Annotated in this window: 20 protein-coding genes; 13 read left to right on the top strand and 7 right to left on the bottom strand. The window is 68.6% G+C overall.

Annotated elements, in window-relative coordinates; translation table 11 throughout:
• Positions 1 to 126 precede the first annotated feature (126 nt).
• The 6 genes from AC07YH_RS19655 (at position 127) to AC07YH_RS19630 (ending at position 6,420) form a co-directional block, all read left to right on the top strand.
• Complete coding sequence (locus tag AC07YH_RS19655; RefSeq protein ID WP_494748645.1) at positions 127 to 1,344, top strand: CaiB/BaiF CoA transferase family protein; 1,218 nt, start codon at positions 127 to 129, stop codon at positions 1,342 to 1,344.
• Positions 1,345 to 1,489: 145 nt separating this feature from the next.
• The gene (locus tag AC07YH_RS19650; RefSeq protein ID WP_494748644.1) at positions 1,490 to 2,791 is read left to right on the top strand and encodes an MFS family transporter; all 1,302 of its coding nucleotides are present in this window, start codon (positions 1,490 to 1,492) and stop codon (positions 2,789 to 2,791) included.
• Positions 2,788 to 3,243 carry a MaoC family dehydratase gene (locus tag AC07YH_RS19645; protein ID WP_494748643.1) on the top strand — a complete coding sequence of 152 codons (456 nt, stop codon included), beginning with the start codon at positions 2,788 to 2,790 and terminating at the stop codon, positions 3,241 to 3,243. The genes AC07YH_RS19650 and AC07YH_RS19645 overlap by 4 nt, the downstream gene beginning before the upstream one ends.
• Positions 3,240 to 4,106: an HpcH/HpaI aldolase/citrate lyase family protein gene (locus tag AC07YH_RS19640; RefSeq protein WP_494748642.1), complete on the top strand. Its 867-nt coding sequence runs from the start codon at positions 3,240 to 3,242 to the stop codon at positions 4,104 to 4,106. Before AC07YH_RS19645 ends, AC07YH_RS19640 begins: the two co-directional genes overlap by 4 nt.
• The gene (locus AC07YH_RS19635) at positions 4,106 to 5,242 is read left to right on the top strand and encodes a PepSY-associated TM helix domain-containing protein (RefSeq protein ID WP_494748641.1); all 1,137 of its coding nucleotides are present in this window, start codon (positions 4,106 to 4,108) and stop codon (positions 5,240 to 5,242) included. Before AC07YH_RS19640 ends, AC07YH_RS19635 begins: the two co-directional genes overlap by 1 nt.
• Before the next feature lie 5 nt (positions 5,243 to 5,247).
• A complete protein-coding gene (locus AC07YH_RS19630; protein WP_494748640.1) occupies positions 5,248 to 6,420 on the top strand; it encodes a carbohydrate porin in 1,173 nt (390 codons plus the stop codon).
• A gap of 5 nt (positions 6,421 to 6,425) precedes the next feature.
• Here AC07YH_RS19630 and AC07YH_RS19625 read toward each other — a convergent pair whose 3' ends face one another.
• On the bottom strand, positions 6,426 to 7,187 hold the full coding sequence (locus AC07YH_RS19625; protein ID WP_494748639.1) for a phosphatase PAP2 family protein: 762 nt from the start codon (positions 7,185 to 7,187) through the stop codon (positions 6,426 to 6,428).
• Positions 7,188 to 7,605: 418 nt separating this feature from the next.
• Here AC07YH_RS19625 and AC07YH_RS19620 point away from each other — a divergent pair, with 418 nt between their 5' ends.
• From AC07YH_RS19620 to AC07YH_RS19610, 3 genes are all read left to right on the top strand, one after another.
• Positions 7,606 to 10,044, top strand: a complete 2,439-nt coding sequence (locus AC07YH_RS19620; protein ID WP_494748638.1) for a TonB-dependent receptor — start codon at positions 7,606 to 7,608, stop codon at positions 10,042 to 10,044.
• A gap of 26 nt (positions 10,045 to 10,070) precedes the next feature.
• The gene (locus AC07YH_RS19615; RefSeq protein ID WP_494748637.1) at positions 10,071 to 10,790 is read left to right on the top strand and encodes an acid phosphatase; all 720 of its coding nucleotides are present in this window, start codon (positions 10,071 to 10,073) and stop codon (positions 10,788 to 10,790) included.
• Positions 10,791 to 10,860: 70 nt separating this feature from the next.
• Entirely contained in the window at positions 10,861 to 11,865 is a 1,005-nt protein-coding gene (locus tag AC07YH_RS19610; protein WP_494748636.1) for a YncE family protein, read from the top strand.
• Here AC07YH_RS19610 and AC07YH_RS19605 read toward each other — a convergent pair.
• The 4 genes from AC07YH_RS19605 to AC07YH_RS19590 all read right to left on the bottom strand — a co-directional run bounded on the left by AC07YH_RS19605 (position 11,862) and on the right by AC07YH_RS19590 (position 15,172).
• Positions 11,862 to 13,289: a sensor histidine kinase gene (locus tag AC07YH_RS19605; RefSeq protein WP_494748635.1), complete on the bottom strand. Its 1,428-nt coding sequence runs from the start codon at positions 13,287 to 13,289 to the stop codon at positions 11,862 to 11,864. The two genes, AC07YH_RS19610 and AC07YH_RS19605, sit on opposite strands and share 4 nt — an antisense overlap.
• Entirely contained in the window at positions 13,286 to 14,011 is a 726-nt protein-coding gene (locus AC07YH_RS19600; RefSeq protein WP_494748634.1) for a response regulator transcription factor, read from the bottom strand. Before AC07YH_RS19600 ends, AC07YH_RS19605 begins: the two co-directional genes overlap by 4 nt.
• A 58-nt stretch (positions 14,012 to 14,069) precedes the next feature.
• Positions 14,070 to 14,606, bottom strand: coding sequence for a hypothetical protein (locus tag AC07YH_RS19595; RefSeq protein WP_494748633.1), 537 nt, complete (start codon positions 14,604 to 14,606; stop codon positions 14,070 to 14,072).
• A 131-nt stretch (positions 14,607 to 14,737) separates the two neighbouring features.
• Positions 14,738 to 15,172, bottom strand: a complete 435-nt coding sequence (locus AC07YH_RS19590; protein ID WP_494748632.1) for an EamA family transporter — start codon at positions 15,170 to 15,172, stop codon at positions 14,738 to 14,740.
• 221 nt (positions 15,173 to 15,393) lie between these two features.
• Between AC07YH_RS19590 and AC07YH_RS19585 the strand changes: the two genes are divergently transcribed.
• Complete coding sequence (locus AC07YH_RS19585) at positions 15,394 to 17,700, top strand: TonB-dependent receptor (protein WP_494748631.1); 2,307 nt, start codon at positions 15,394 to 15,396, stop codon at positions 17,698 to 17,700.
• 75 nt (positions 17,701 to 17,775) lie between these two features.
• Positions 17,776 to 18,513, top strand: a complete 738-nt coding sequence (locus AC07YH_RS19580; RefSeq protein ID WP_494748630.1) for a tetratricopeptide repeat protein — start codon at positions 17,776 to 17,778, stop codon at positions 18,511 to 18,513.
• Positions 18,514 to 18,679: 166 nt separating this feature from the next.
• Here AC07YH_RS19580 and AC07YH_RS19575 read toward each other — a convergent pair whose 3' ends face one another.
• A complete protein-coding gene (locus AC07YH_RS19575) occupies positions 18,680 to 19,180 on the bottom strand; it encodes a hypothetical protein (RefSeq protein WP_494748629.1) in 501 nt (166 codons plus the stop codon).
• Positions 19,181 to 19,363: 183 nt separating this feature from the next.
• On the opposite strand from AC07YH_RS19575, the gene AC07YH_RS19570 reads away from it, so the two are divergent.
• Positions 19,364 to 20,041, top strand: a complete 678-nt coding sequence (locus AC07YH_RS19570; RefSeq protein ID WP_494748628.1) for a response regulator transcription factor — start codon at positions 19,364 to 19,366, stop codon at positions 20,039 to 20,041.
• A gap of 25 nt (positions 20,042 to 20,066) precedes the next feature.
• Positions 20,067 to 21,419 (top strand): sensor histidine kinase, encoded by a 1,353-nt coding sequence (locus tag AC07YH_RS19565; RefSeq protein ID WP_494748627.1) that lies wholly within the window; start codon positions 20,067 to 20,069, stop codon positions 21,417 to 21,419.
• Between the two features lie 56 nt (positions 21,420 to 21,475).
• On the opposite strand, the gene AC07YH_RS19560 is transcribed toward AC07YH_RS19565, so the two are convergent.
• Positions 21,476 to 21,850 (bottom strand): LysR substrate-binding domain-containing protein (locus tag AC07YH_RS19560; protein ID WP_494748626.1); only part of this gene is annotated, 375 nt, incomplete at its 5' end.

Raw genomic sequence — 21,850 nt, 5'->3', positions numbered from 1 at the left:
TGCGCCGGACGCATCGACAGATACCCACGGCGACATTGCCGCGTTCGCGCGGCGGGCGGCATACCCGATCCAAGACCCCAGGCGTCCGGCTGGTCGCCGTCGGGGCAAGCGTCATCGGGGCGGGACATGACACCACTTTTGAGCGGTATCCGCGTGCTGGAGCTCAGCGCCGTGGTCATGGGTCCCTTCGCCGGCCAGATCCTGGCCGATCTGGGCGCCGAGGTGATCAAGGTCGAGCCGCTCACCGGCGACATCGCCCGCGCCGCCGACCCGGTCCGCGAGGGCTTGGGCGCGATGTATCTCAACAACAACCGCAACAAGCGTGTCATCGCCCTGGACCTGAAGACGCCGGAAGGCCGCGCGGTGGTCGAGCGCTTGATCGCCCGCTCGGACGTGCTGCTGCACAACATGCGGGTCGACGCCATCGAGCGTCTGGGCTTCGGGTTCGAGGCCGCCCGCGCGCTCAATCCGGGGATCATCCACTGCTCGGCGATCGGCTTTGGCCAGAAGGGGCGCTATCGCGACCGTCCGGCTTTCGACGACATCATCCAGGCGGCCAGCGGCATCGCCGGGCTGTCGATGGCCTTCGGTCGTGACCCGCAGTTCATCCCGACCAACCTGGCCGACAAGGTCGGCGCCCTCTACGCCGTCTACGGCGTCCTGGCGGCCCTGGTGGCGCGCGGCGGCGGCCGGCGCGAGGCCCTCAAGATCGAAGCGCCGATGTTCGAAGCCCTGACCTCGTTCCTGCTCAACGAGCACCTGGCTGGCGCCACCTTTGGCGAGGGCGCCGACGGCATGGGCTATGGCCGGCTGTTCGCCGCCAATCGCCGGCCGTTCCGCACCCGCGACGGCTGGATCGCGGTCCTGCCCTACACCCTGGCCCAGTGGACGCGCTTCTTCGAGGAGGCCGGGCGTGGCGACATCCTGTCCGCACCCTGGTTTCCCGACGCGGTCCAACGCAACCGGCGCATCGACTACCTCTATGGCGAGCTGGCCGAAACGCTGGCCGGCCGCGCGACCGACGCCTGGATGGAGACCCTGACGAGGCTCGACATCCCGTGCTCGCCGGTTCGGGCCTTCACCGACCTGCTCGACGACCCGCATCTGGCCGATGTCGGCTTCTTCGCCCCGTCTGGCGATTACCCCGCCGCCGTCACCCACGCCCTGCCACAGCCGGTGGTGTTCGCCGGCCTCGAGCGCCGTCCCGATCGCGCCGCGCCGGCGCTGGGCGCCGACACTCGCGCGATCCTTGCCGACTGCGGCTATGCCGAGGCCGAGATCGACGCGCTGCTCGATCGTCGCGTGGCCCTGACGCCTGCTGCGTCTTCCGAGGTCTCGACATGATCCGGAGGGCGTTGCGCGGCGCGCATCAACCTATGCCTAAGCCGTCATTGGTCGGCGGCGGGCGGCTCAATAGCGTCGCCGTGACGAACCGGGGCGCTGAGACCCACGGCCGCATCTTTGCGAACACGGCGGGGGAGGACGCGCGATGAGCGCCGCTGAAATTCATCCGAGCGGTCCTGCTGAGCTCACCCGAGGGCAGCGGATCCGCGCCATCATGGCGGGTTCGGCGGGCAATCTGATCGAGTGGTACGACTTCTACGTCTACGCCTTCATGGCGCTGTACTTCGCGCCGCTGTTTTTCCCGCAAGGCGACCGAACGGCCCAGCTGCTCAATGTCGCGGGCATCTATGCGGTCGGCTTCCTGATCCGCCCCGTCGGCGGCTGGTTCTTCGGGCGCTACGCCGACCGGCGCGGACGACGCGCGGCCATGGTGGTCTCGGTCCTGCTGATGGGCGCAGGCTCGCTGCTGATCGCGGTCCTGCCGACCTACGCCCGGATCGGCGCGGCCGCGCCGCTGCTGCTGTTGGTGGCGCGCTTGGCCCAGGGGTTCTCGACCGGCGGCCAGTATGGCGCGGCGGCGACCTATCTCAGCGAGGTCGCCGTCTCGGGTCGCCGCGGCTTCTACGCGGCCTTCCAGCACGTCACCCTGATGGGCGGTCAGCTGAGCGCGCTGCTGGTGCTGATCATCGTGCAGCAGACCTTCGCCGAGGCCGACATCAAGGCCTACGCCTGGCGCATCCCGTTCGCCCTGGGCGCGGTGATCGCCACCCTCGTGCTGCTGTTGCGTGGCCACATGCACGAGACGGTGACGCCGGCTGGCAAGGGCGCGGACGTCGAGGCCGGCAGCCTGCGCGCGCTCTCTCGCCACCCGCGCGCGCTGTTCGTGGTCGCCGCCCTGACGGCCGGCGGCGCGGTCACGCTCTATACCTTCACCACCTACATGCAGAAGTTCCTGGTCAACACGGCCGGCATGGACGTGAAGACCGTCAGCGGCGTGATGACCGCGGCCATGGTCGTCTTCATGCTGCTGCAGCCCCTGATTGGCGCGCTGTCGGACAAGATCGGCCGTCGCACCTGCCTGCTGATCTTCACCGGCCTGATGACTGTCTGCGCCGTGCCGCTGCTGTCGGCCCTGACGTCCGTCAGCAGCCCGGCGGCGGCCTTCGGCCTGGTGCTGGCCGCCTTGGTGATCCTCAGCTTCTACACCGCCATCAGCGGCCTGTTCAAAGCCGAGCTCTTTCCATCGCACGTGCGGGCCCTGGGCGTGGGGCTGGCCCACAGCGTCTCAGCGGCCGTGTTCGGCGGCTCGGCCGAGTACCTGGCGCTTTGGTGCAAGCAGATCGGCCACGAAAGCTGGTTCTTTGCCTATGTCGCCGCGCTCTGCGCGCTGTCGTTCCTGGTGGCGCTGTCGACGCGCATGCCTCGTCGCGACGACATGACCACATGAGCGGCAAGACCTTCGAGGCCTTCAGCGACGGCGAGGTCATCGCCCATGCGCTGCGCAGGACGGTGACCGAGACCGACAACCTGACCTTCTGCGCCTTCACCCACAATCCTCAGCCGCTGCATCTCGACGCCGAGTACGCGGCCGGGACCGAGTTCGGGCGCATCGTCGTCAATGGCCTTTTCACGTTCTCGCTGATGGTCGGCGTGTCGGTGGCCGACACGACCCTGGGCACCCTGGTCGCCAATCTCGGCTACGACGCGGTGTCCATGCCCGCCCCGGTGTTCCTGGGCGACACCCTGCGGTTCGAGACGCAGGTCGTCGAGCGCCGGGAGAGCCGCTCGCGCCCGGCCGCCGGCATCGTCGTCTTCGAACACCGCGCCTTCAACCAGCGGGACGAACTGGTCTGCCGCTGTCGCCGGACGGCGCTGATGCAGCGGGAGATGGCCGCGTGAGGAGCCTGCTGTTCGTCCCGGCCGACGCGCCGCGCAAGATCACCAAGGCCCTGGCCAGCGGCGCCGACGCCATCATCCTGGACCTGGAGGACTCGGTCGCCGAGAGCCAGAAGCCCCGGGCGCGTCTTCAAGTGCTCGAGGCCCTGACCGGCCCGCGTCCCTGCAAGATGCTGGTGCGGATCAATCCGCTGGGATCGCCGCTGGCGTTGCAGGACCTGGCGGCCGTCGTCGCCGGCGCGCCCGACGCCATCGTGCTGCCCAAGCCAGACAGCGGGGCCGATGTCGCGCGGCTCGGCTGCTATCTCGATGCGCTGGAAGCCGTGGCCGGGCTGCCGATCGGGGTCACCGCCATCCTGCCGATCGCCACCGAGACGCCAGCGGCGCTGTTTGGACTCGGGACCTATGCGGCCCATGCCGGCCGGCTCCTGGGTTTGACGTGGGGCGCTGAGGATTTGCCGACCGCGCTAGGCGCGTCCAGCAACCGCGCGGAGGACGGCGGCTACACGGACGTCTGCAGGCTGGCCCGCTCGCTCTGTCTGGCCGGCGCGGCCGCCGCCAAGGTCGGCGCGTTCGAGACCGTCTACCCAGCCTTCGACGATCTGGAGGGACTGGCCGCCTACGCCCGTCGCGGCCAGGCCGAGGGCTTCGTGGGCATGATGGCCATCCACCCGGCGCAGGCGCCGGTGATCAACCAGGCCTTCACGCCCGCGCCGAAAGCGTTGGAGCGGGCCCGCGCCATTGTCGCCCTTTTCGAGGCCTCGCCCGGGGCGGGCGTCCTGGCGCTGGACGGCAAGATGCTGGACCGGCCGCACCTGGAGCAGGCGCGCCGCCTGATCGCTCGCGCTGCAACAGGAGCCCGGTGATGTCGAGATTTCGCGAAGTGATCCGGCGGCTTCACTGGCTGTTGGGGATATCGCTAGGGCTGGTCCTGGCCCTGATGGCGCTGACCGGCGCGACCATGGCCTTCGAGGACCCGATCATGGAGGCCCTGAGCTGGGGTGTGGTCGATGTCACGCCGCGTCCGGCGCCGCGCCTGACGCCCGACCAACTGATGGCGCGGTTCATCGCCCAGGCGCCGGCCGGGGCCAAGGCCAGCAGCTTGTCCCTGCGGAGCGGCGCCGGCGAGGCGCCCGCCATCACCTTCAAGGAAAAGGGCGCGGCGCATTCCCAGACCGTCTATCTCGATCCGTATCAAGGGCAGATCCTGGGACGCGCGACCGGCGCGGAGTTCTTCGCTCAGGTCCGTCGCCTGCACCGCTGGCTGCTGCTGTCGGGCGAGGATGCAGGCGTCGGTCGCAAGATCACCGGCGCGGCGGCCCTGAGCTTGGTCTTCTTCTCGATCTCGGGCCTTTATCTGCGCTGGCCCAAGCGGGTGCTGGACTGGAAGGTCTGGCTGAAGCCCAACCTGAAGGCCAAGCGGCGCGCGCTCTACTGGTCCCTGCACACGGTGGCCGGGACCTGGGTGCTGCTGGTCTATCTGAACCTGTCCCTGACCGGTCTCACCTGGTCGTACGGTTGGTACAAGGCCGGCTTCAATCGCTTGCTGACCGGCCGGGCCGAGCTGACGTCGACCGCGCCGGCCATCGCCGGGCCGGCTGGAACGGAGGCTCCCGGGCTCGACGTCGCCTGGCGAGCGGCGATGGCGGTCGAGCCGGACGCGGTGCGCACGGTCATCACCCTGCCCAAGCCAGGCGGGACGACGATCCGCATCCGTCATCTGCCCAGGGGCGCGCAACATAGCGAGGCTCTGGACGTGTTTTGGGTGACGCCCGCCGGCGCGGTCGTCTCCGTGGATCGCTATGCGAAGAAGCCGTTGGGCGAGAGGATCGCGGCCGCGCCTCTCGCTGTCCATCGTGGCGCCTTCCTGGGTCTGCCTGGCGCGGTGATCGTCCTGCTGGCGGCGCTGACCATGCCGTTGTTTCCCCTGACCGGGTGGCTGCTCTATCTCGACCGCCGGAAGGCTGCTCAGGCGCGCCGCAACAGAACGGCGCGGGCGTAGGCCTGATGGCGCGCGCATCGTGGAAGCGGCTCGGCTGGGCCGCGCTGTCCAGTGTCCTGGCCGGCGAGGCGAAGGCGGCGGTCGACGATCCGTCGCCCGCGCCGGTGGTGGTGTCCCTCAGCGAGACCCTCGACCTTTGGCGCAACACCAAGGGCGGCCTGGCGGTCGGCAACACCCAATTGAACAAGTTGCAGTTGGCGGTCGATGTCGATGGCGAGGCCTGGTCGGCGCCGGGGTGGCGCGGCCGCCTGCAATATTTCCGCACCAACGGCGAAAGCCTCAGCGGCAGCCGGATCGGCGACATCCAGACCGCCAGCAACATCGAGGCGCTGAGCGCCGACCGGCTGATGGAGGCGTGGCTGGAGCGTGGTTTCGGTAAGCATGGCGCCGTGCGCGTCGGGCTGATGGACCTGAACGCGGACTTCGACAGTATCGCGCCCGCGGCGCTGTTCCTGAACAGCTCGCACGGCGTCGGCCCCGATCTGTCCCGCACGGGCGCCAATGGGCCGTCGATCTTCCCGGTCAGCGCACTGGGCGTCCATGGACAGTGGAAGCCGGCGCGACGCTGGACTCTGCGGGCGGCCGCCTTCGACGGGACGCCGGGTGATCCTGACCGGCCCAAGACCTTCGCGGCTGTGAAGCTTCGACCCGAGGATGGCGCGCTGATGATCGCTCAGGCGGACTGGCTGGTCGGCGATGCGGCGCAGCTGTCTGTCGGCGCCTGGCGCTATACGCGTGGGTTCGAACGGATCGACGATCCGACGCGGGAGCAGAAGGGCTGGAGCGGTGTCTACGCCTTCGTGCAAGGACGCTTGCCGATCGCCGCCCAGGCGCGCGGCTGGGTCCGTGTCGGCCTCTCGGACCCGGACGTGGCGGAGATCGCCAGCTATGTCGGCGCCGGCCTCGTGTTCGACGGTCCATTCCGCGCTCGGCCCGACGACACTTTCGGACTAGCGCTCGCGCGGGCGGGTCTGGGGCGGCCGATCCGGGTTCGAGATGGCGCGCCGGACGCCGAAACCACCTTTGAACTGACCTATAGCTTGCGGATCAACACGCAGGTCGCGATCCAGCCCGACGTCCAGTTCGTCCGGCGTCCGGCCTCGCAGGCCAATTTGCCGGACGCGGTCGCGGTGGGCTTGAGGATCAGCCTCTCGTCGCGATGGACGCCAGGGCGCTGATCAGATCAGCTTGCGTGAAGATAGGGCCCGTAGAGGTCCTGGGCCTTGCCGAAAGCATGTGGGCCCAGCACAGCCGCCACGATCGCCACCGCTGTAATGAAGGCCACGCCGTCGAGCTCTGGATGCGCGTCCGGCGTCGCAGGCTTGGCGCCGGCGGCGAAGGCGATGGCCAGGCTCGCCAGCGCGCCGCCCAGCGCCATGCCGGCGACGACGTCCGAAGGCCAGTGCGCGCCGACATAGACGCGGGAGACGGCCGTCACCAGGATCGCAATGGCGGCCAACAGCCAGGCGAGGGGCCGCCAGAGCGGAGCGAGGGCGCGCGTCGCCATCCAGGCCAGGGTCAGGTAGAGGGCCGCGGCCGAGGTCGCGTGGCCACTGGGGAAGCTGTAGGCCTCCGCGCCGGAATAGAGCGCCGATGGACGGGCGACGTGGAAGGCGGTCTTGAAGGCGGGCGTGATCAGCGCCGAGCCGATCATGGTCAGGGCCAAGGCGAGCGCCCATCGCCAGCGTCGTCGCCACAGCAGGTAGAGGACCGCCAGGACGGTGACGGCGGTGCGCTGGCCGCCATCGCCGAGCGCCGAGGCCATCATCATGACGCCGTCGAGCCAGGGGGCGCGAAACCCCTGGAGCTGGCTGGCGACGGCCGCGTCGATCCCGACGATGGAGCGCTGGCCGACGACGTCCGCGCCCAAGGCCAGCACGCAGAGGATCAGAAGAACGCTGACGCCAATGGCGACCAGCCGCCAGCGCGGGTAGGGCAGGGGCATTTAGAAGCTCCGCGCACGGGCGGATCCGCGCGCGAGGCAAAATGCGGCCGGCCGCATTGGCGGCGAATGGCCGAAACTATACAAAACCCCAAGGTTTCAAGCAGGCGTCGTGGCGCGGCGTTCCGAGCAATCGGAAGTCGAGCGTGATGCTTCTCAATGAGGTGGGCCGATAAGCTTGCGGCTGGCCTGGTATTGAGTCAATCGGCGGCATCATTGAGATATCTCAATCTTCGCCGATGATGGCTGGGCCATCTGGAATTCTCTTTTGGAACAACGGCATCCGTCGTTGATGCGAAAGTGTATTCGTTCAGACATCAAGTCTTCACACGCCAAGCCGTCCCCGGCCGACTAATCCGCCGCCGAACCCGACCGGAGCGCTCCCTTTCGCTTCGATCGTCAGTGAACGGGGGAAAAACCGATGACGAAGTTCTCGAAGGCGCGCCTGGAGGTCCTGACCTCCGCGTCGATGCTGGCTCTGGCGCTGTGCGCGGGTCTGGCGACTGCCGCCCACGCGGATGAAGGCCCGGCGGCCGACCAGGAAAAGGAAGTCGACGCGGTCGTGGTCACCGCGCTCAAGGGCCACGCGGCCAATGTGGCGCCGGTTTCGGCCTCGCTGACGGCGACCGAGCCGCAGGCGGTGATCACCCGCAAGTTCATCGAAGAGAGCGCCCCGCGCGTGGGCGACTACACCACCACGGCGATCCTCGCGCCCTCGATGGCCACCATTCCGAACTCCAACGGATCGGGCGCGACCGACGGGGCCAAGATCACCCTACGCGGCTTCCAGGACGGTGAGTTCAACGTCACCTATGACGGCATCGCCTGGGGCGACACCAACGGTCCGAGCCACCACTCGAACTCGTTCTTCCCGTCCTCGACCATCGGCGGCGTGGTCATCGATCGCGGTCCGGGCGGCGCGACCGATCTGGGCCAGGCCAATTTCGGCGGCTCGGTGAACCTGTTCTCGCTGCCGTTCGAGGACAAGCTGTCGGCCCGTCAGACCCTGACGCTGGGCAGCTTCGGCACGAAGCAGGCCGTGACCACCCTGGCCACCGGTCCGATCGACCGCCTGCACGGGGTCAACGCCACCCTGAACTTCATGGAATACAAGACCGACGGCTACCTGACCAACAGCGCTAGCGACGGCTACAACCAGTTCCTGAAGGTCGGTGTCCCGCTGGGCGAGAAGTGGAACCTGACGGCTCTCTACACCCACAACTACAACACCTACTATCAGGGCGACGCCAGCGGCAACGCCACGGTCGCCCAGACCGAGCTCTACGGGAAGCGGTTCGCGCTCAGCAATGATCCGACCCTGCAGACTTACAAGGGCTACAACTACACCAAGAAGGAAACCGAGTTCGGCTATGTCCGCCTGGAGGGCGAGCTGGCCGAGGGTCTGACCGTCCAGAACACGGCCTACGAATACTGGTATTCCAACAAGACCCTGTCGGCGAACGACAACGGCGCGGACCTGTCGATCGGCGCGACCGCGCTGGCGGCCGCCAACAAGGTGATCCTGACGCCGGCCGCGGCCTATCCGGCCGGCGGCGCGGGCTACGCCTCGGGCCTGAAGGTCAACGGCCTGCCGGGCTACCTCAAGCGCAACAAGTACCGCGTCCGCGGCGACATTCTGAAGTTCACCAAGGACTTCGATGGCGTCGGCATGCTGACGGTCGGCGCGGAATATGAACTGGCCAAGACCGGCCGCTCGCGCCTCGACATCGACCTGATCACCAAGGCCCCGGACTATCGCGAAAAGGCCGCCCTGGTCGCCGGCGACAGCGCCTGCGGCGACTGGGCCAAGCAGAGCGCGCCGGGCAAGGCCTGGGACGGGGCTTGCCAGGTGCCGCTGAACATCGCCTACAACGAATATTCCGGCTGGCACCAATACCAGCCCTTCGCCCAGTTCGAGTGGAAGCCGAACGACCGTCTGACCGTGACGCCGGGCGTCAAGTACGTCCACTTCAAGCTCTATGTCCGCGCGCCCGCCGTGGCCGTGAAGGGCTCGATCCAGCCGGCCGACGTCTCGGGGACCTTCACCAAGACCCTGCCGTTCCTGACGGCCAATTACCGGGTGGCGTCGAACTGGGCCGTCTACGGACAATATGCCCAGGGCTTCCTGGTTCCCAGCATCAGCATCTTCTACGTCAACAATCCCGGCTCCAACAAAGTGGTGCCGCAGGAGTCGACCAACTACCAGATCGGCACGGTCTACAACGCCGGCAACCTGACCCTGGACGCCGACGCCTACTACATCGACTTCAAGCACAAGATCCAAACCCAGACCGAACTGACCACCGGCGAGACCTTCCAGACCAACTTCGGCGGCGCGACCTACAAGGGCATCGAGCTGCAGGCGACCTATGTGCTGCCCTACGGCTTCAGCGTCTTCGCCAACGGCACGGTCAACCAGGCCACCGGCAAGGACGATCCGCTGAACCCCGGCTACAATGGCCACCAGCTGGCCAAGGTCCCGCGCGGCACGGCGGCGCTGGGCGTGCGGTCGGAGCGTCACGACGTCCTGGCCCAGGGCGACAACCTGATCGTCACGCTGAACGACAAGCTGATCGGACCGCAACTGGCCACCGCCGCCTCGGGGACCACGCCACCGACCGGCCTCGTGAAGTCGTTCAACCAGGCCGACCTCTCGGCGACCTATCACCTCGGCCACTACAGCCTGCAGGCCCAGGTGCTGAACCTGTTCGACACCAACGACATCACCTCGTTCAAGGGCAAGGCCCTGCTGGCCGGCACGAACCTGCCGGCCGAAACGGTCGCCCAGGGCGGGGCGGCCAATGTGTTCACCTACCAGGTGGGCCGCAGCTATCAGATCACCCTCAAGGCCGCGTTCTGACGCGCGACCTGGACAAGGAATTTCCCATGCTCCGTCACCTCCTGATCAGCGCGGCGATCATCGCCGCGCCCCTTTCGGCCAGCGCCCAGACCGCGCCGACCAAGCCTGAGAAGGTCCTGCAGCTGCTGGTTCCGGCCGATGTTGATCCGGCCCGCCTGCTGCCGCCGCCGCCAGTCGAAGGCTCGGCCGCCGAGAAAGCCGACCTGGCCGAGGTCCGCCGGGCCATCGCCGAGGCCTCGCCCGAACGCCGCGCTCAGGCCAAGTGGGACGATGACCACGAGGATCCCTCGATGTTCGTCCCAACCCTCGGCGAACGTTTCGACATGGCCAAGCTGCCGGCCACGAACGCCGTCCTGAGCATCGTCAAGAACGACGCCTCGGTGGCCGCCGGCGGCGCCAAGAAGTTCTTCCTGCGCAAGCGTCCCTGGGCCGTGGACGCCTCGATCCAGAGCTGCGATCCGGGCGACAAGCCGCTGACCTCCTATCCCAGCGGCCACTCGACGCTGGGCTATTCGCTGGCCATGACCCTGGCGGTGCTGATCCCCGAGAAGGCCCAGGTGCTGATGACGCGGGGCCAGGACTACGCCTACAGCCGCGTGGTCTGCGGCTCGCACTACGTCACCGACACCCGCGCCAGCCAGGCCCTGGCGGCCGCCTTCGTGACCGCGCTGCTGAAGGATCCGGCGTTCCAGGCCAAGCTCTCGGCCGCGCATGCCGAGCTGAAGAGCGCGGGCCTGGCCCAATAGCGAATTCGATGGGACCGACGCCCTCCGGCGGCGTCGGTCACCGTCTCCGACACCGTACGAGGATTACCGCATGAAGATCATCTCACTCGCCCTGGTCGCCGGTCTGGCGCTCGCCGGCGCCGCCGACGCGGCCACGCCGCCGCTGAAGATCACCCAGCGCATCGCCGGGCCGGACGGTCCGTGGGACTACGCCAACTTCGACCCGGCCCATCATCGACTCTACGTCGCCCATGGCGCGATGATCACCGCCATCGATGTCGACACCGGCAAGGTGACGCCCAGCCTGCTGGCGGCCCAGAAGGCGCACATCGCTTTGCCGCTGCCCGGCGGTGACGAGATCCTGGTCACCAACGGCTCGAGCAACACCGCCGTGCTGGCCAACGCCATGACCGGCGCCGTGCGCGCCACCATCCCGACGGGCGTGAGCCCCGACGCGGCCCTGATCGAACCGACGACTGGTCTGGCCCTGGTCATGAACGGCCACGGCGGCGACATCACCCTGATCGACCTGAAGGCCGGCCAGGCGGTCGGCGCGATCCCGGTCGGCGGCACGCTGGAATACGGCGCGGCCGACGGCCAGGGCCGGGTATTCGTCAATATCGAAGACACCGGCGAGATCGTCGTCATCGACATGGCCGCGCGCAAGGTCACCGCCCACTGGAAACTCCCCGGTTGCGAAGAGCCCAGCGGCCTGACCTATGCGGCGTCGTCGAAGGTGCTGATCTCGGCCTGCGCCAACGGCATGGCCAAGGCCGTCTCGGCCGTCGATGGCAAGATCGTTTCGACGCTGAAGATCGGTCCCAAACCCGACGCGGCCTTCTTCGATCCGGCGCGCAACCTGGCCTACATCCCCAGCGGCGGCGACGGCACGCTGTCGGTGATCGCCGTCCGCAGCGCCACCGACGTGGCGGTGGTCGGCAAGATCACGACCCAGCCGGGCTCGAAGACCGGGACGATCGATCCGACCACCGGCAAGGTCTACCTGCCATCGGCCAAGTACGACGCGCCGGCCAAGGCCGGCGGCAAGCCGGTCCAGCAGCCCGGGACCTTCGCGGTCCTCGTCCTCGACCGCTAGTGGGCGGTTTCCGCCGCCTCCGCAGCGACAGCGGACGGCGGCGGAAACACCAGATCGACCACCAGGCCCGGTTCGGCGTCGCCCAGCATCATGCGGGCGCCGCTGCGCCGGGCGATGGCCGCCACGATCGACAGGCCCAGGCCCGAACCCTTGGTGGTGCGGCTGGCTTCCAGGCGCACGAACGGCTTGAGCGCCGCTTCGCGGGCCTCGACCGGCACGCCGGGTCCGTCGTCGGCGATCCGCAGGCGCGAGCCGCTCTCGCCCGCCGAGGTCTCCAGCCTGATGCGCGCGCCCACCGGCGTATGGCGCAGGGCGTTCTCCAGCAGATTGGCGCAGACCTGGGCGATCAGCGCCGGATCGGCCGCCGCCGGGGCCGGGACGCAGGCCACGTCCAGCCGGCGGCCGCTGGCCTCGATGTCCGGGCGGAAGGCCTCGGCGACATGCAGGGCCGCGCCAGCCAGGTCCATGACCGCGTCGGGCCGGTCCTGGCGGCTGATCTCCGAAAGCTGCAGCAGGGCGTCGAAGGTGCGCAGGATCTCGCCGACATCGTCGTCCAGCCGCGCGACCGCCAGAGCCTGCGACGAGTCCGGGTCCAGCGTGCCGCGCAGGCGCTCGATCTTGTGGCGCAGCCGGGTGAGTGGGGTGCGCATGTCGTGGGCGATGTCGGTGGTCACCTGGCGCAATTGGTCGATCAGCGCGCCGATGCGGTCGAGCATGCCGTTGAAGGCCAGGGCCAGCTCGTCCAGGTCGTCGGGCGTTCGGCTGGGCCGGACGGGCGTGCGGACGTCCAGGCGGCCCGCCGAGACGAGGCGCGCGGACCGCGCCACCTGGGCGATCCTCCGCCAGGCCTGGATATTGAAGGCGAACGAGGCGCCCAGGCAGAACACCGCACCCAGCGCGCCGCAAAGGAAGAGCACCTGATTGACGGCCCGCATCTGGCCCGCGGCGATCGACAGGTCTTGGCCGACCGAAAGGCGCGAGCCGTCGGCCAGGCGCTCGGTGAAGACCAGGAACCGGTGCAGGCTGGCGTCGTCGGTCCGCGAGGGCACGCCCGCCAACTCCGTCCAACCCATGTCGTGCGGCTCGGGCAGGCGGCCGGCCTCCAGCGTCCCGTCGGCCTTGACCAGGCGATAGTCGAAGCCGCGCCACAGCCGGGTGCGCTTGGCGACCGTGTAGGACAGGTGGGGGCGGCCTTTCTGGATGACCTCGTCGCGCAGCGAGGCGATCTCGCCCCGCACATGCTCGCGCATGATGTCGCGGTCGAGCCGACTGATGGCGGCCTGGGCCAGATAACCCGCCAGGGTGAAGGCCAGGATGACAATGACGACCTGGATCAGCGCCAGGCGCATGCCGGTGTTGCGGCTCAGCCGGGCCAGACCGCGCGGGGCCTCCGCCAGGCCTTCGGAGTCGAGCGGTACGATCATGTCGTGGGCGGCCGGATCACGTAACCTTCGCCGCGCACGGTGGCGATCAGCGAGGGCGCGCCCGCCGGATCGATCTTGGCCCGCAGGCGGCTGAGATGCGTCTCGACGATGTTGGTGCGGGGATCGAAGTGGAAGCCCCAGACCTTCTCCAGCAGCATGGCGCGGGTGACGACCTGGCCAGCGTTCAGCATCAGATATTCGAGCAGCTTGTACTCCAGCGGCAGCAGGGCGATGGGCTGGCCGTCGCGGGCGGCGGCGCGCTCCAGACGGTCCAGGGTCAGGTCCGCGCAATGCAGCAGGGTGCGTTCGCGCAGCGGCGCGGGCGAGCGGCGGGCCAGGGCGGCGACGCGGGCGTTGAGTTCGGCGAACGAGAACGGCTTGACCAGATAGTCGTCGCCGCCGGCGTGCAGACCGTCCACTCGGTCGGCCACCGCCCCCATCGACGTGACGAAGAGGATCGGCGTCTGGACGTTCGCCGCGCGCAGCCGCGCGACAACGGACAGTCCGTCGAGGCCGGGGATCATCCGATCGACGATCAGCACGTCGAAGGCGCCGGTCAGGGCGCGGTCCAGGCCCGTAGGGCCGTCCTCGGCCAGTTCCGCCAGGCAGCCGGCGGCGGCCAGCGCCTCGCGCATGTGTTCGGCCGTCTCGCGCTCGTCCTCGATCAACAACACCCGCAGCGGAAGCGGCGCGCGGGCGGCGGAAGCGGCGGGCTCTGTCATGGAAGGGCGCATTCCTTGGGGATCATCGGCGCTTTCCGTGACGGACGCGCGACCGGGATCAGGACGAGGGGGGCGTGCGCGTCTCGCGCGGCGTCAGGTCGATGACGAGGTCGTGGCCATCGACCTTGCGGCCCGCGCGCAACAACGCGGCGATCACGGCCTCGATCGCCATCGGGTCCTCGATGAGCGTCACCGAGCGCCCGCCGTCCTCGCGGACCTCGAGCCGGGCGGCGAGCGGCGCGGCGTAGCGGATGGCGTGACCGTTCTCGGCGATGATCAGCACGCGCGAGGCCACCAGGCGGCGGATCAGGACATAGACGTGCGAACGGCTGGCCTTCAGGCCAAGGTCCCTGGCCCGGGTCCAGATTTCGCTAACCGACAGGGGCGCGTCGGTCTCGTCGAAGATCATCGCCAGCCGTCGGCGCTCCTCGGTCAGGACGACGCCTTGCGCGCGGCAGCTCTGGTCGATCGTCCGACGCAGGCGAGGGGCGTCATCGCCGGCCGAAGCGGGGGGCGTGGAGAACACCGCGATCCGGCGCTGGCGCAGGGCCTGGCCACGGGCGTTCAGGCGTTCGACGGAAGGAGCACGGGCCATGGGCGGGTTCGACGGGAGGCAGGGGGAGGGCCGTTCGAACCTCTCCAGTAGACCTCCCACGGACATTGTCGACGATCCGGCGGTGTCATTGGGAAATTGTATAGAGGCGGAAAGCTTCCGGTCTTCTGGCGCTACGTCCGCAGGGTCAGCAGCAGCACGCCAGCGCCGACGAAGGCGACGCCCAGCCAGTTGGCGGCCGACAGCTTTTCGCCCAGGAACGTCACGCCGAACACCGCCACCAGGATGACGCTGAGCTTGTCGACTGGCGCGACGCGCGCGGCGTCGCCCAGTTTCAAGGCCTTGAAATAGCAGAGCCACGAGGCGCCGGTGGCCAGGCCCGAAAGGACCAGGAACAGCCAGGTCTTGCCGCCCACCGTATCGAGCGGCTGCCATTGCCGCGTGGCGGTCAGGAAGGCCGCCAGCGCCAGCAGGATGACGATCGTGCGGATGAAGGTCGCCAGGTCCGAATTGATCTGACTGATGCCGATTTTGGCGAAGATCGCGGTCAGGGCCGCGAAGCTGGCCGAGCCCAGCGCCCAGCCGATCCAGTTGGCGGTCGATCCCATGTCGCGGTCCTTGATAGGCGAGGGCGCAGGCTAGTCGTCCGCCATGCTTCGACGCCAGAGCGCAAAGCAAACATTGGGAAAACCCAATGTTGATTGGGAATTATCAATGTTAGTTGAGAATGCTTCGCATTGATGTGTTGGCATTGTGTAGTTAAGAGCGCCTCGCAGTATCAAAAAGGCGCTCGACCCTCCCCGGTCGGGCAAGTCTGGGGATTATCGACATGAACACCTTGTCTTCGCCGGGTATCCGGAGCCGGAGCCGCCGCGCGCTGAGCGCCGCCGCCGTGGCGGGCGTCGCCGGCCTTGGCATGTCGGCCGCTCACGCCGAAGTCGCCGTCAACGACGGCGCGATCGCCACCGCGCCGGCCGACGAGCAGACCGAAGTCAGCGGCGTCCAGATCGACGGCAAGAAGGCCAACCTGTCGCCCAAGCAGACCGCGCCGCTGCGCGATACGCCCAAGTCGATCACGGTGATCTCGCAGGACCTGATCCAGCAGACCGGCTCGGCCAGCCTGGTCGACGCCCTGCGCACGGTGCCCGGCATCACCTTCGGCGCGGGCGAGGGCGGCAATCCGGTCGGCGACCGTCCGTTCCTGCGCGGCTACGACGCCCAGTCCAGCACCTTCGTCGACGGCCTGCGCGACATCGGCGCCCAGTCGCGCGAGGTCTTCAACACCGAGAGCATCGAGGTCGTGAAGGGCGCCAGCGGCAGCTACGCCGGCCGTGGCGGCGCCGGTGGCGGCGTCTACATCAACAACAAGAGCCCCAACCGCACGAACTCGATCGGTGGCCAGGTCGCCGTCGGTACGGCCGACTACAAGCGCGCCACCTTCGACGTGAACCACGTGATCGCCGACGGTGTGGCCGTGCGCCTGAACCTGATGGTCCACGACGCCGGCGTCGCCGGTCGCGACGAGGTCCACCAGAAGCGCTGGGGTGTCGCGCCGTCGATCGCCTTCGGCCTGGGCACGCCCAACCGCGCCACGGTCAGCTTCTACCACCTGCAAAGCGACGACCTGCCGGACGCGGGCATCCCGTACAACAACCCGACCTTCACGGCCCGCACCGACGGCCGCCCGCGCGTCCTGCAGACGGGCAATGGCGAGCCGATCAACGTCGACCGCAGCACCTACTACGGCATGAAGAACCGCGACTTCCGCAAGGAACGCGTCGACATGGCCACCGTGCGCCTGGAGCACGACTTCAGCCACGACATCCACCTGCGCAACACCACCCGCTACGCCGAGAGCGCTCAGGACTACATCTGGACCCAGCCGGACGACAGCAAGGGCAACCTCTATTACGGCCTGATCTGGCGTCGCCCCAACAGCCGCGTCACCGAGGTCAGCTACCTGACCAACCAGACCGACTTCTACGGCAAGTTCAACACCGGCTCGGTCGTGCATAACTTCGCCACGGGCCTGGAGTTCTCGCGCGAGGAAGGCGAGAACGACAGCTACACCGTCACCTATCCGGGCGGCGTGTTGGCGGCGGCCTACAATACCTGCTCGTCGGCCGCGATCGCCGCCTTCGTCTGCACCACGGTCAACAACCCCAACCCGAACGACGCCTTCACCGGCGTGATCGCGCGGGTCAACAACCCGACCAACGCCCGCACGGTCACCAAGTCGCTCTACGCCTTCGACACGGTGGAGTTGACCCCGCAGTGGCAACTGAACCTGGGCGTCCGCTACGACGATTACGACGCCCGCTTCATCAGCGCCCGCGCCGCCGCGACGCCGTTCGCCCGCAGCAGCTTCAATCGCGAAGACAAGCTGTGGAACTACCAGGCCGCCGTCGTCTACAAGCCGGTCGAGGCCGCCGCCCTCTACGTCTCGTACGCCACGGCCTCGACGCCCTCGGGCAGCTCGATCGCCCAGGGCAGCGAGAGCACGCCGCTGAGCAGCGACGTCAACGCCGCCCTGTCGCCGGAAAAGAACCACACGCTGGAAGCCGGCGCGAAGTGGGACGTGTTCGGCGGCAAGCTGTCGCTGACCGGCGCGGTGTTCGAGGTCAAGACCAGCAACGCCCGCATCACCCAGACCGACGGCACCGTGGCCATGGCCGGCGAAAAGCGCGTGCGCGGCTTCGAGGTGGGGGCCTCGGGCTCGATCACCGACAAGTGGGACGTGTTCGGCGGCTACACCTACCTGGACGCCATCCTGGTGAAGAACGGCGGCTCGGGCGCGGCGGCGGGCCTGACCGACGGCCAGCCCTTCCCGAACACGCCCAAGAACAGCGCCTCGCTGTGGACGACCTACAAGGTGCTGCCGCGCCTGACGGTCGGCGGCGGCGCCAACTACATGGCCAAGGTCATGGGCAGCACCAACCCGAACCTGCCCAAGTTCGTGCCCAGCTACTGGCGCTTCGACGCCAACGCCAGCTACGTGATCAACGACCACCTGACCGCGCAGCTGAACATCCAGAACCTGACCGACAAGACCTATTTCAGTCAGGCCTATCCGACCCACTACGCCACCATCGCCCCCGGGCGCTCGGCGGTGTTCTCCCTGAACGCCAAGTTCTAGTCCTCCCCTGACGACTTGGCTGCAGGCCGCTCCAGTCTAGGCTGGGGCGGCCTCATCTGTTCGCGTGGACCTTTCATGACCGACGCCGCCAATCCTACCGATCCGCTGGTCGCCGAGATCGCGCGCAAGATGTCGGGACCGCCCGAGGCGGCGCGCGCCTGGATGAGCGGTCTGGCCGAGCGCGGCGCACCCCGGGCCCAGGCCCTGCTGGCGCAGATGCTGCTCGACGGCTTCGGCGGGCCGGCCGATCCAGGCCAGGCGCTGGCGTGGTTCCTCAAGGCGGCGGCCGGCGACGACGCCCTGGCCTTCAACATGGTCGGGCGCTGCTACGAGAACGGCTGGGGCGCGCCGGCAGACATCGTGGTCGCCGCCCAATGGTACCGACAGTCCGCCGAGCGCGGCGACGAGTGGGGCATGTACAACCACGCCACCCGCCTGATGCTGGGCGATGGCGTCGCCGAGAACCGGGGCGAGGCGCTGGCCTGGTTCCAGCGCGCGGCGGCGCTGGGCCACGCCAAGTCGATGAACATCGTCGGCGGCTTCCATGAAGACGGCTGGGAGGTCCCGCAGGACTACGCGATCGCGGCCGAGCACTATGCCCGCGCGGCGGCGGGCGGCGATTTCCGAGGGCAGTTCAATCTGGGGCGCGTCCTGGCTTCGCGCGGCGAGGTCGAGGCCGCGCTGGAGCAGTTCCGCCGGGCGGCCGAGACGGCGACGCCGGCCTTCAGGAGCAAGATGACCACCTTCCTCCGCTCGGCGCCGATCCAGGCTTATCGCGATCTCGCCGATACGATCGACGCGAGTTCGTCGTGAACGACTTCCTTGGGCAACGCGCAGTCGAGCTGGACGCCGGGGATGGGGTCATTTGCGCCGATATGCTGATGGCGAGCTTCTTCTGGGTCCGGAGCCTGATCCGCAACGGCGTCGGTCATGATCCACTCCGTCAATGGGCAGAGGTCTGATGCGCCTTGGGCGGCTGTCAGTCGGCGAGGCTGATGACGATGCGGCGACCGGCGGCGTCCACGCCGTGGCGGGCCAGGGCGTCCAGCAGATGCTCGATCAAGGTCGGGTCGTGCTCGGTCGCCACGGCGGCGCCGGCGACGATCTCGACCGCCACGGCCGGTGGCGTGGCGTAGCGCGTGCGCCGGTCGGCGACCCCGATCTCGCGCAGCACGCCGACCGCGACCAGGTCGTTGGCCAGGCGATGCAAAGACGACCGGTTGACCTCCAGGTCCAGCTCCACCGCCTTCCACCAGACCGTCTCCAGGTCGATGGGGGCGGGGACCAGGTCGAAGACCTCGGCCAGCCGCCGGCGCTTGGTGGTCAGGCGCACGCCCAGCGCGTCGCAGCGCTCGACGACGCTGGCTCGCAGCCCGTCGTGGATCGGCGCCATGACCGGCTTAGGCTCGGGCGTGGCGGTCTGGATGGCGAAGTGTCCGCCCAGGCGTGGGCGCAGACGTCGGCCGTTCAGGCGAAGCATTGCACTGGCTTGGGACATCGGGGTTCGATCGGCTATTGTATTGCGAGCAAGTCGCGTTATCAGCAGATAGCGCTTGAGCGGGCGGTGTCGACGCCTCGTGGGCAATGTTGGGAAAATGTATAGTCAGGCCAATCTGGCGCTCATGTTCGAGGTTGGCTGCGTGCGCATCCGGAGCGTCGCGCCTTGAACGTCTTTTTGCTTGAGGACGACGCCGAGACCGCCGACTTCGTCGTGCGGGGACTGAAAGAGCGTGGGCATCAGGTCGAACTGTCGACCGACGGGGTCACCGCCTTGCAGCGCCTGTCATCGGCCAGCTTCGACGTCGTGGTGCTGGACCGCATGGTGCCTGGCATCGACGGCCTGTCGCTCCTCAAGGCCCTGCGGGCCGCGGGCGACAACACTCCGATCCTGATGCTGACGGCGATGTCGCAGATCCACGACCGCGTCGCGGGACTGGAGGAGGGCGCGGACGACTATCTGGTCAAGCCGTTCGCCTTCTCCGAACTCGCCGCGCGGGTCATGGCGCTGGGGCGACGGCCGGCGACCGCCGAGCCCACAGCGGTGCTGCGGATCGCGGACGTGGAGATGAACCTGTTGCGGCGCGAGGTCCGCCGGGGCGGGCGCGTCGTGGAGCTGCAGCCGCGCGAGTTCATGCTGCTGGAGCAGCTGATGCGCAGCCCGGGTCGCATCGTGACGCGGACCATGCTGCTCGACCGGGTCTGGAACTTCGGCTTCGATCCGAAGACCAACATCGTCGAGACCCACATGTCGCGCCTGCGCTCCAAGCTGAATGACGGATTTTCCCGCAGCGCCATCCGCACCGTCCGCGGCGCTGGCTACATGATGGACGATGGTGTTTAGGCGGCTCCCGCGCTCGATTGGCGGCTTGGCGCTCACCGTGGCGGGGGTGTCCTGCGTGCTCACCCTGGCGGTCGGCGCGATCACCTTCGACAAGGTGCACCATGAGATCGAGCGCCAACTCGACCGGCGCATCGAGCTGGAGACCGCGTCCTTGCTGGCGACCTATGGGCGGACGAACTTCGACGTCCTGGTCAGCGCGGTCAACGACCGTACACAGCCGACCAGCCGGCGGATGATCGGCTACCTCAGCGCCGCGAGCGAGGAGGGCAACGGCATGGGCTATATCGTCCTCGACGCGCAGGGGCGCCGTCGGGCGGGTGACTTCAACGGCCCGGTCCCGGCGCCCGGCTGGAGCGAGTTCGCCCGCTTCCAGCGCCCCGACGGCACGCGAGGCGTCGCCCAGGCGATGAACAGTCCGCTGGAGCACGGCGGGCGCCTGATCGTCGCGGCCGATCGCGGCGGCCTCCACAAGATCGACCGTTCGCTGAAGCGGCTCTTCCAGATCAACTTCGGCATCATGATCGCCGCCAGCCTGTTGGCCATGCTGCTGTTCGGCAGGGTGGTGCAGCGCCGCCTGAACGCGATCCAGACGACGGCTGAGGGCATCATGGGCGGCGACCTGTCGCGCCGCATGCCGATCGACGGATCAGGCGGCGAGTTCGATCAGCTGGCCCAGGTTCTCAACCGGATGCTCGACCGCATCGGCGACCTGATGGGCAACCTGCGCCAGGTCTCCGGCGATATCGCCCACGACCTGCGCACGCCGCTGACCCGACTGCGGGCGCGCCTGGAAGACGCGGAGGGGATCGCGACGACCCAGCCGCAGCGCGAAGGGCTGAACGGGGCTTTGCAGGAGGTCGACGGCCTCCAGGACCTGCTCTCCAGCCTGATGGCGCTCTCGGAACTGGAAGGGCGTTCGGTGCGCGACCGGTTCGGGCCGGTGGCGCTGGAGGCGGCGATCCGCGAGCTGGCCGAAGCCTATGGTCCGGCGTTCGAGGCGGCGGGCATGACCCTGGACCTGGATCTCGAACCGGTCGAGGTGCGGGGCGATCAGCGGCTTTTGCAACGCGCCCTGTCGAACCTGCTCGACAATGCCCTGGTCCACGCCGGACCGAAGGCGCATGTCGAGGTTCGCCTTCGCCAGGCTGCTGGCTGGGCGCAGCTGGAGGTCGCCGACGACGGTCCCGGCGTGCCGCCCGAGTTGCGTGACCAGATCTTCAAGCGCTTCGTCCGACTGGACGCCGCCCGCTCGTCGCCTGGCCACGGCCTGGGTCTGTCGATTGTCTCGGCCATCGTCTCCGCGCACGACGGAAGCATCCGGGTTCGACCTGGCGAGCGTGGCCTCGCGTTGGTCATCGAGCTGCCGGCGACACGTTAGTCGCGGTCTCTCGGCGTCCGCCGCAACATGCGCTGGCAGGTCCTCGCGAGGCTGCTCTAGTCGTTCGGCAGCAGGATAGCGCCGAGCGTGGAGGCCAGGGTGGAGCCCAGGGCGCTGGCGCTCGGGTGCTCGTCCTTCAGCTTGGCGCGCTGGAAAAGCATCAGTTTGCGCCGGATGCTCGGCTCCGTCAGCGGGATCAGCCGGATCTTGTTGGTCTCGTAGCCCCGCGCATAGAGGCGAGGGATGACGCCCAGCGCCATGCCGGCGCCCACCAGTCCGAACAGCGATCCGACCTGATCCACGCGGAAGCGCTGTGAGGGGGCGAGGTTGTTCTGGCGCATGGCCGCGGAGCTCAGCTCACCGATGCTGCCGCCGGTGAAGTGGACGATCTCGTTGCCTTCCAGAGCGCTCCAGGGCAGGGCGGGGTGGGC

This window comes from Caulobacter sp. GW456-12-1-14-TSB4, assembly GCF_059424195.1.
The sequence above is the reverse complement of the archived record's forward strand: the minus strand, read 5'-3'. Positions and strand labels throughout refer to the sequence as shown.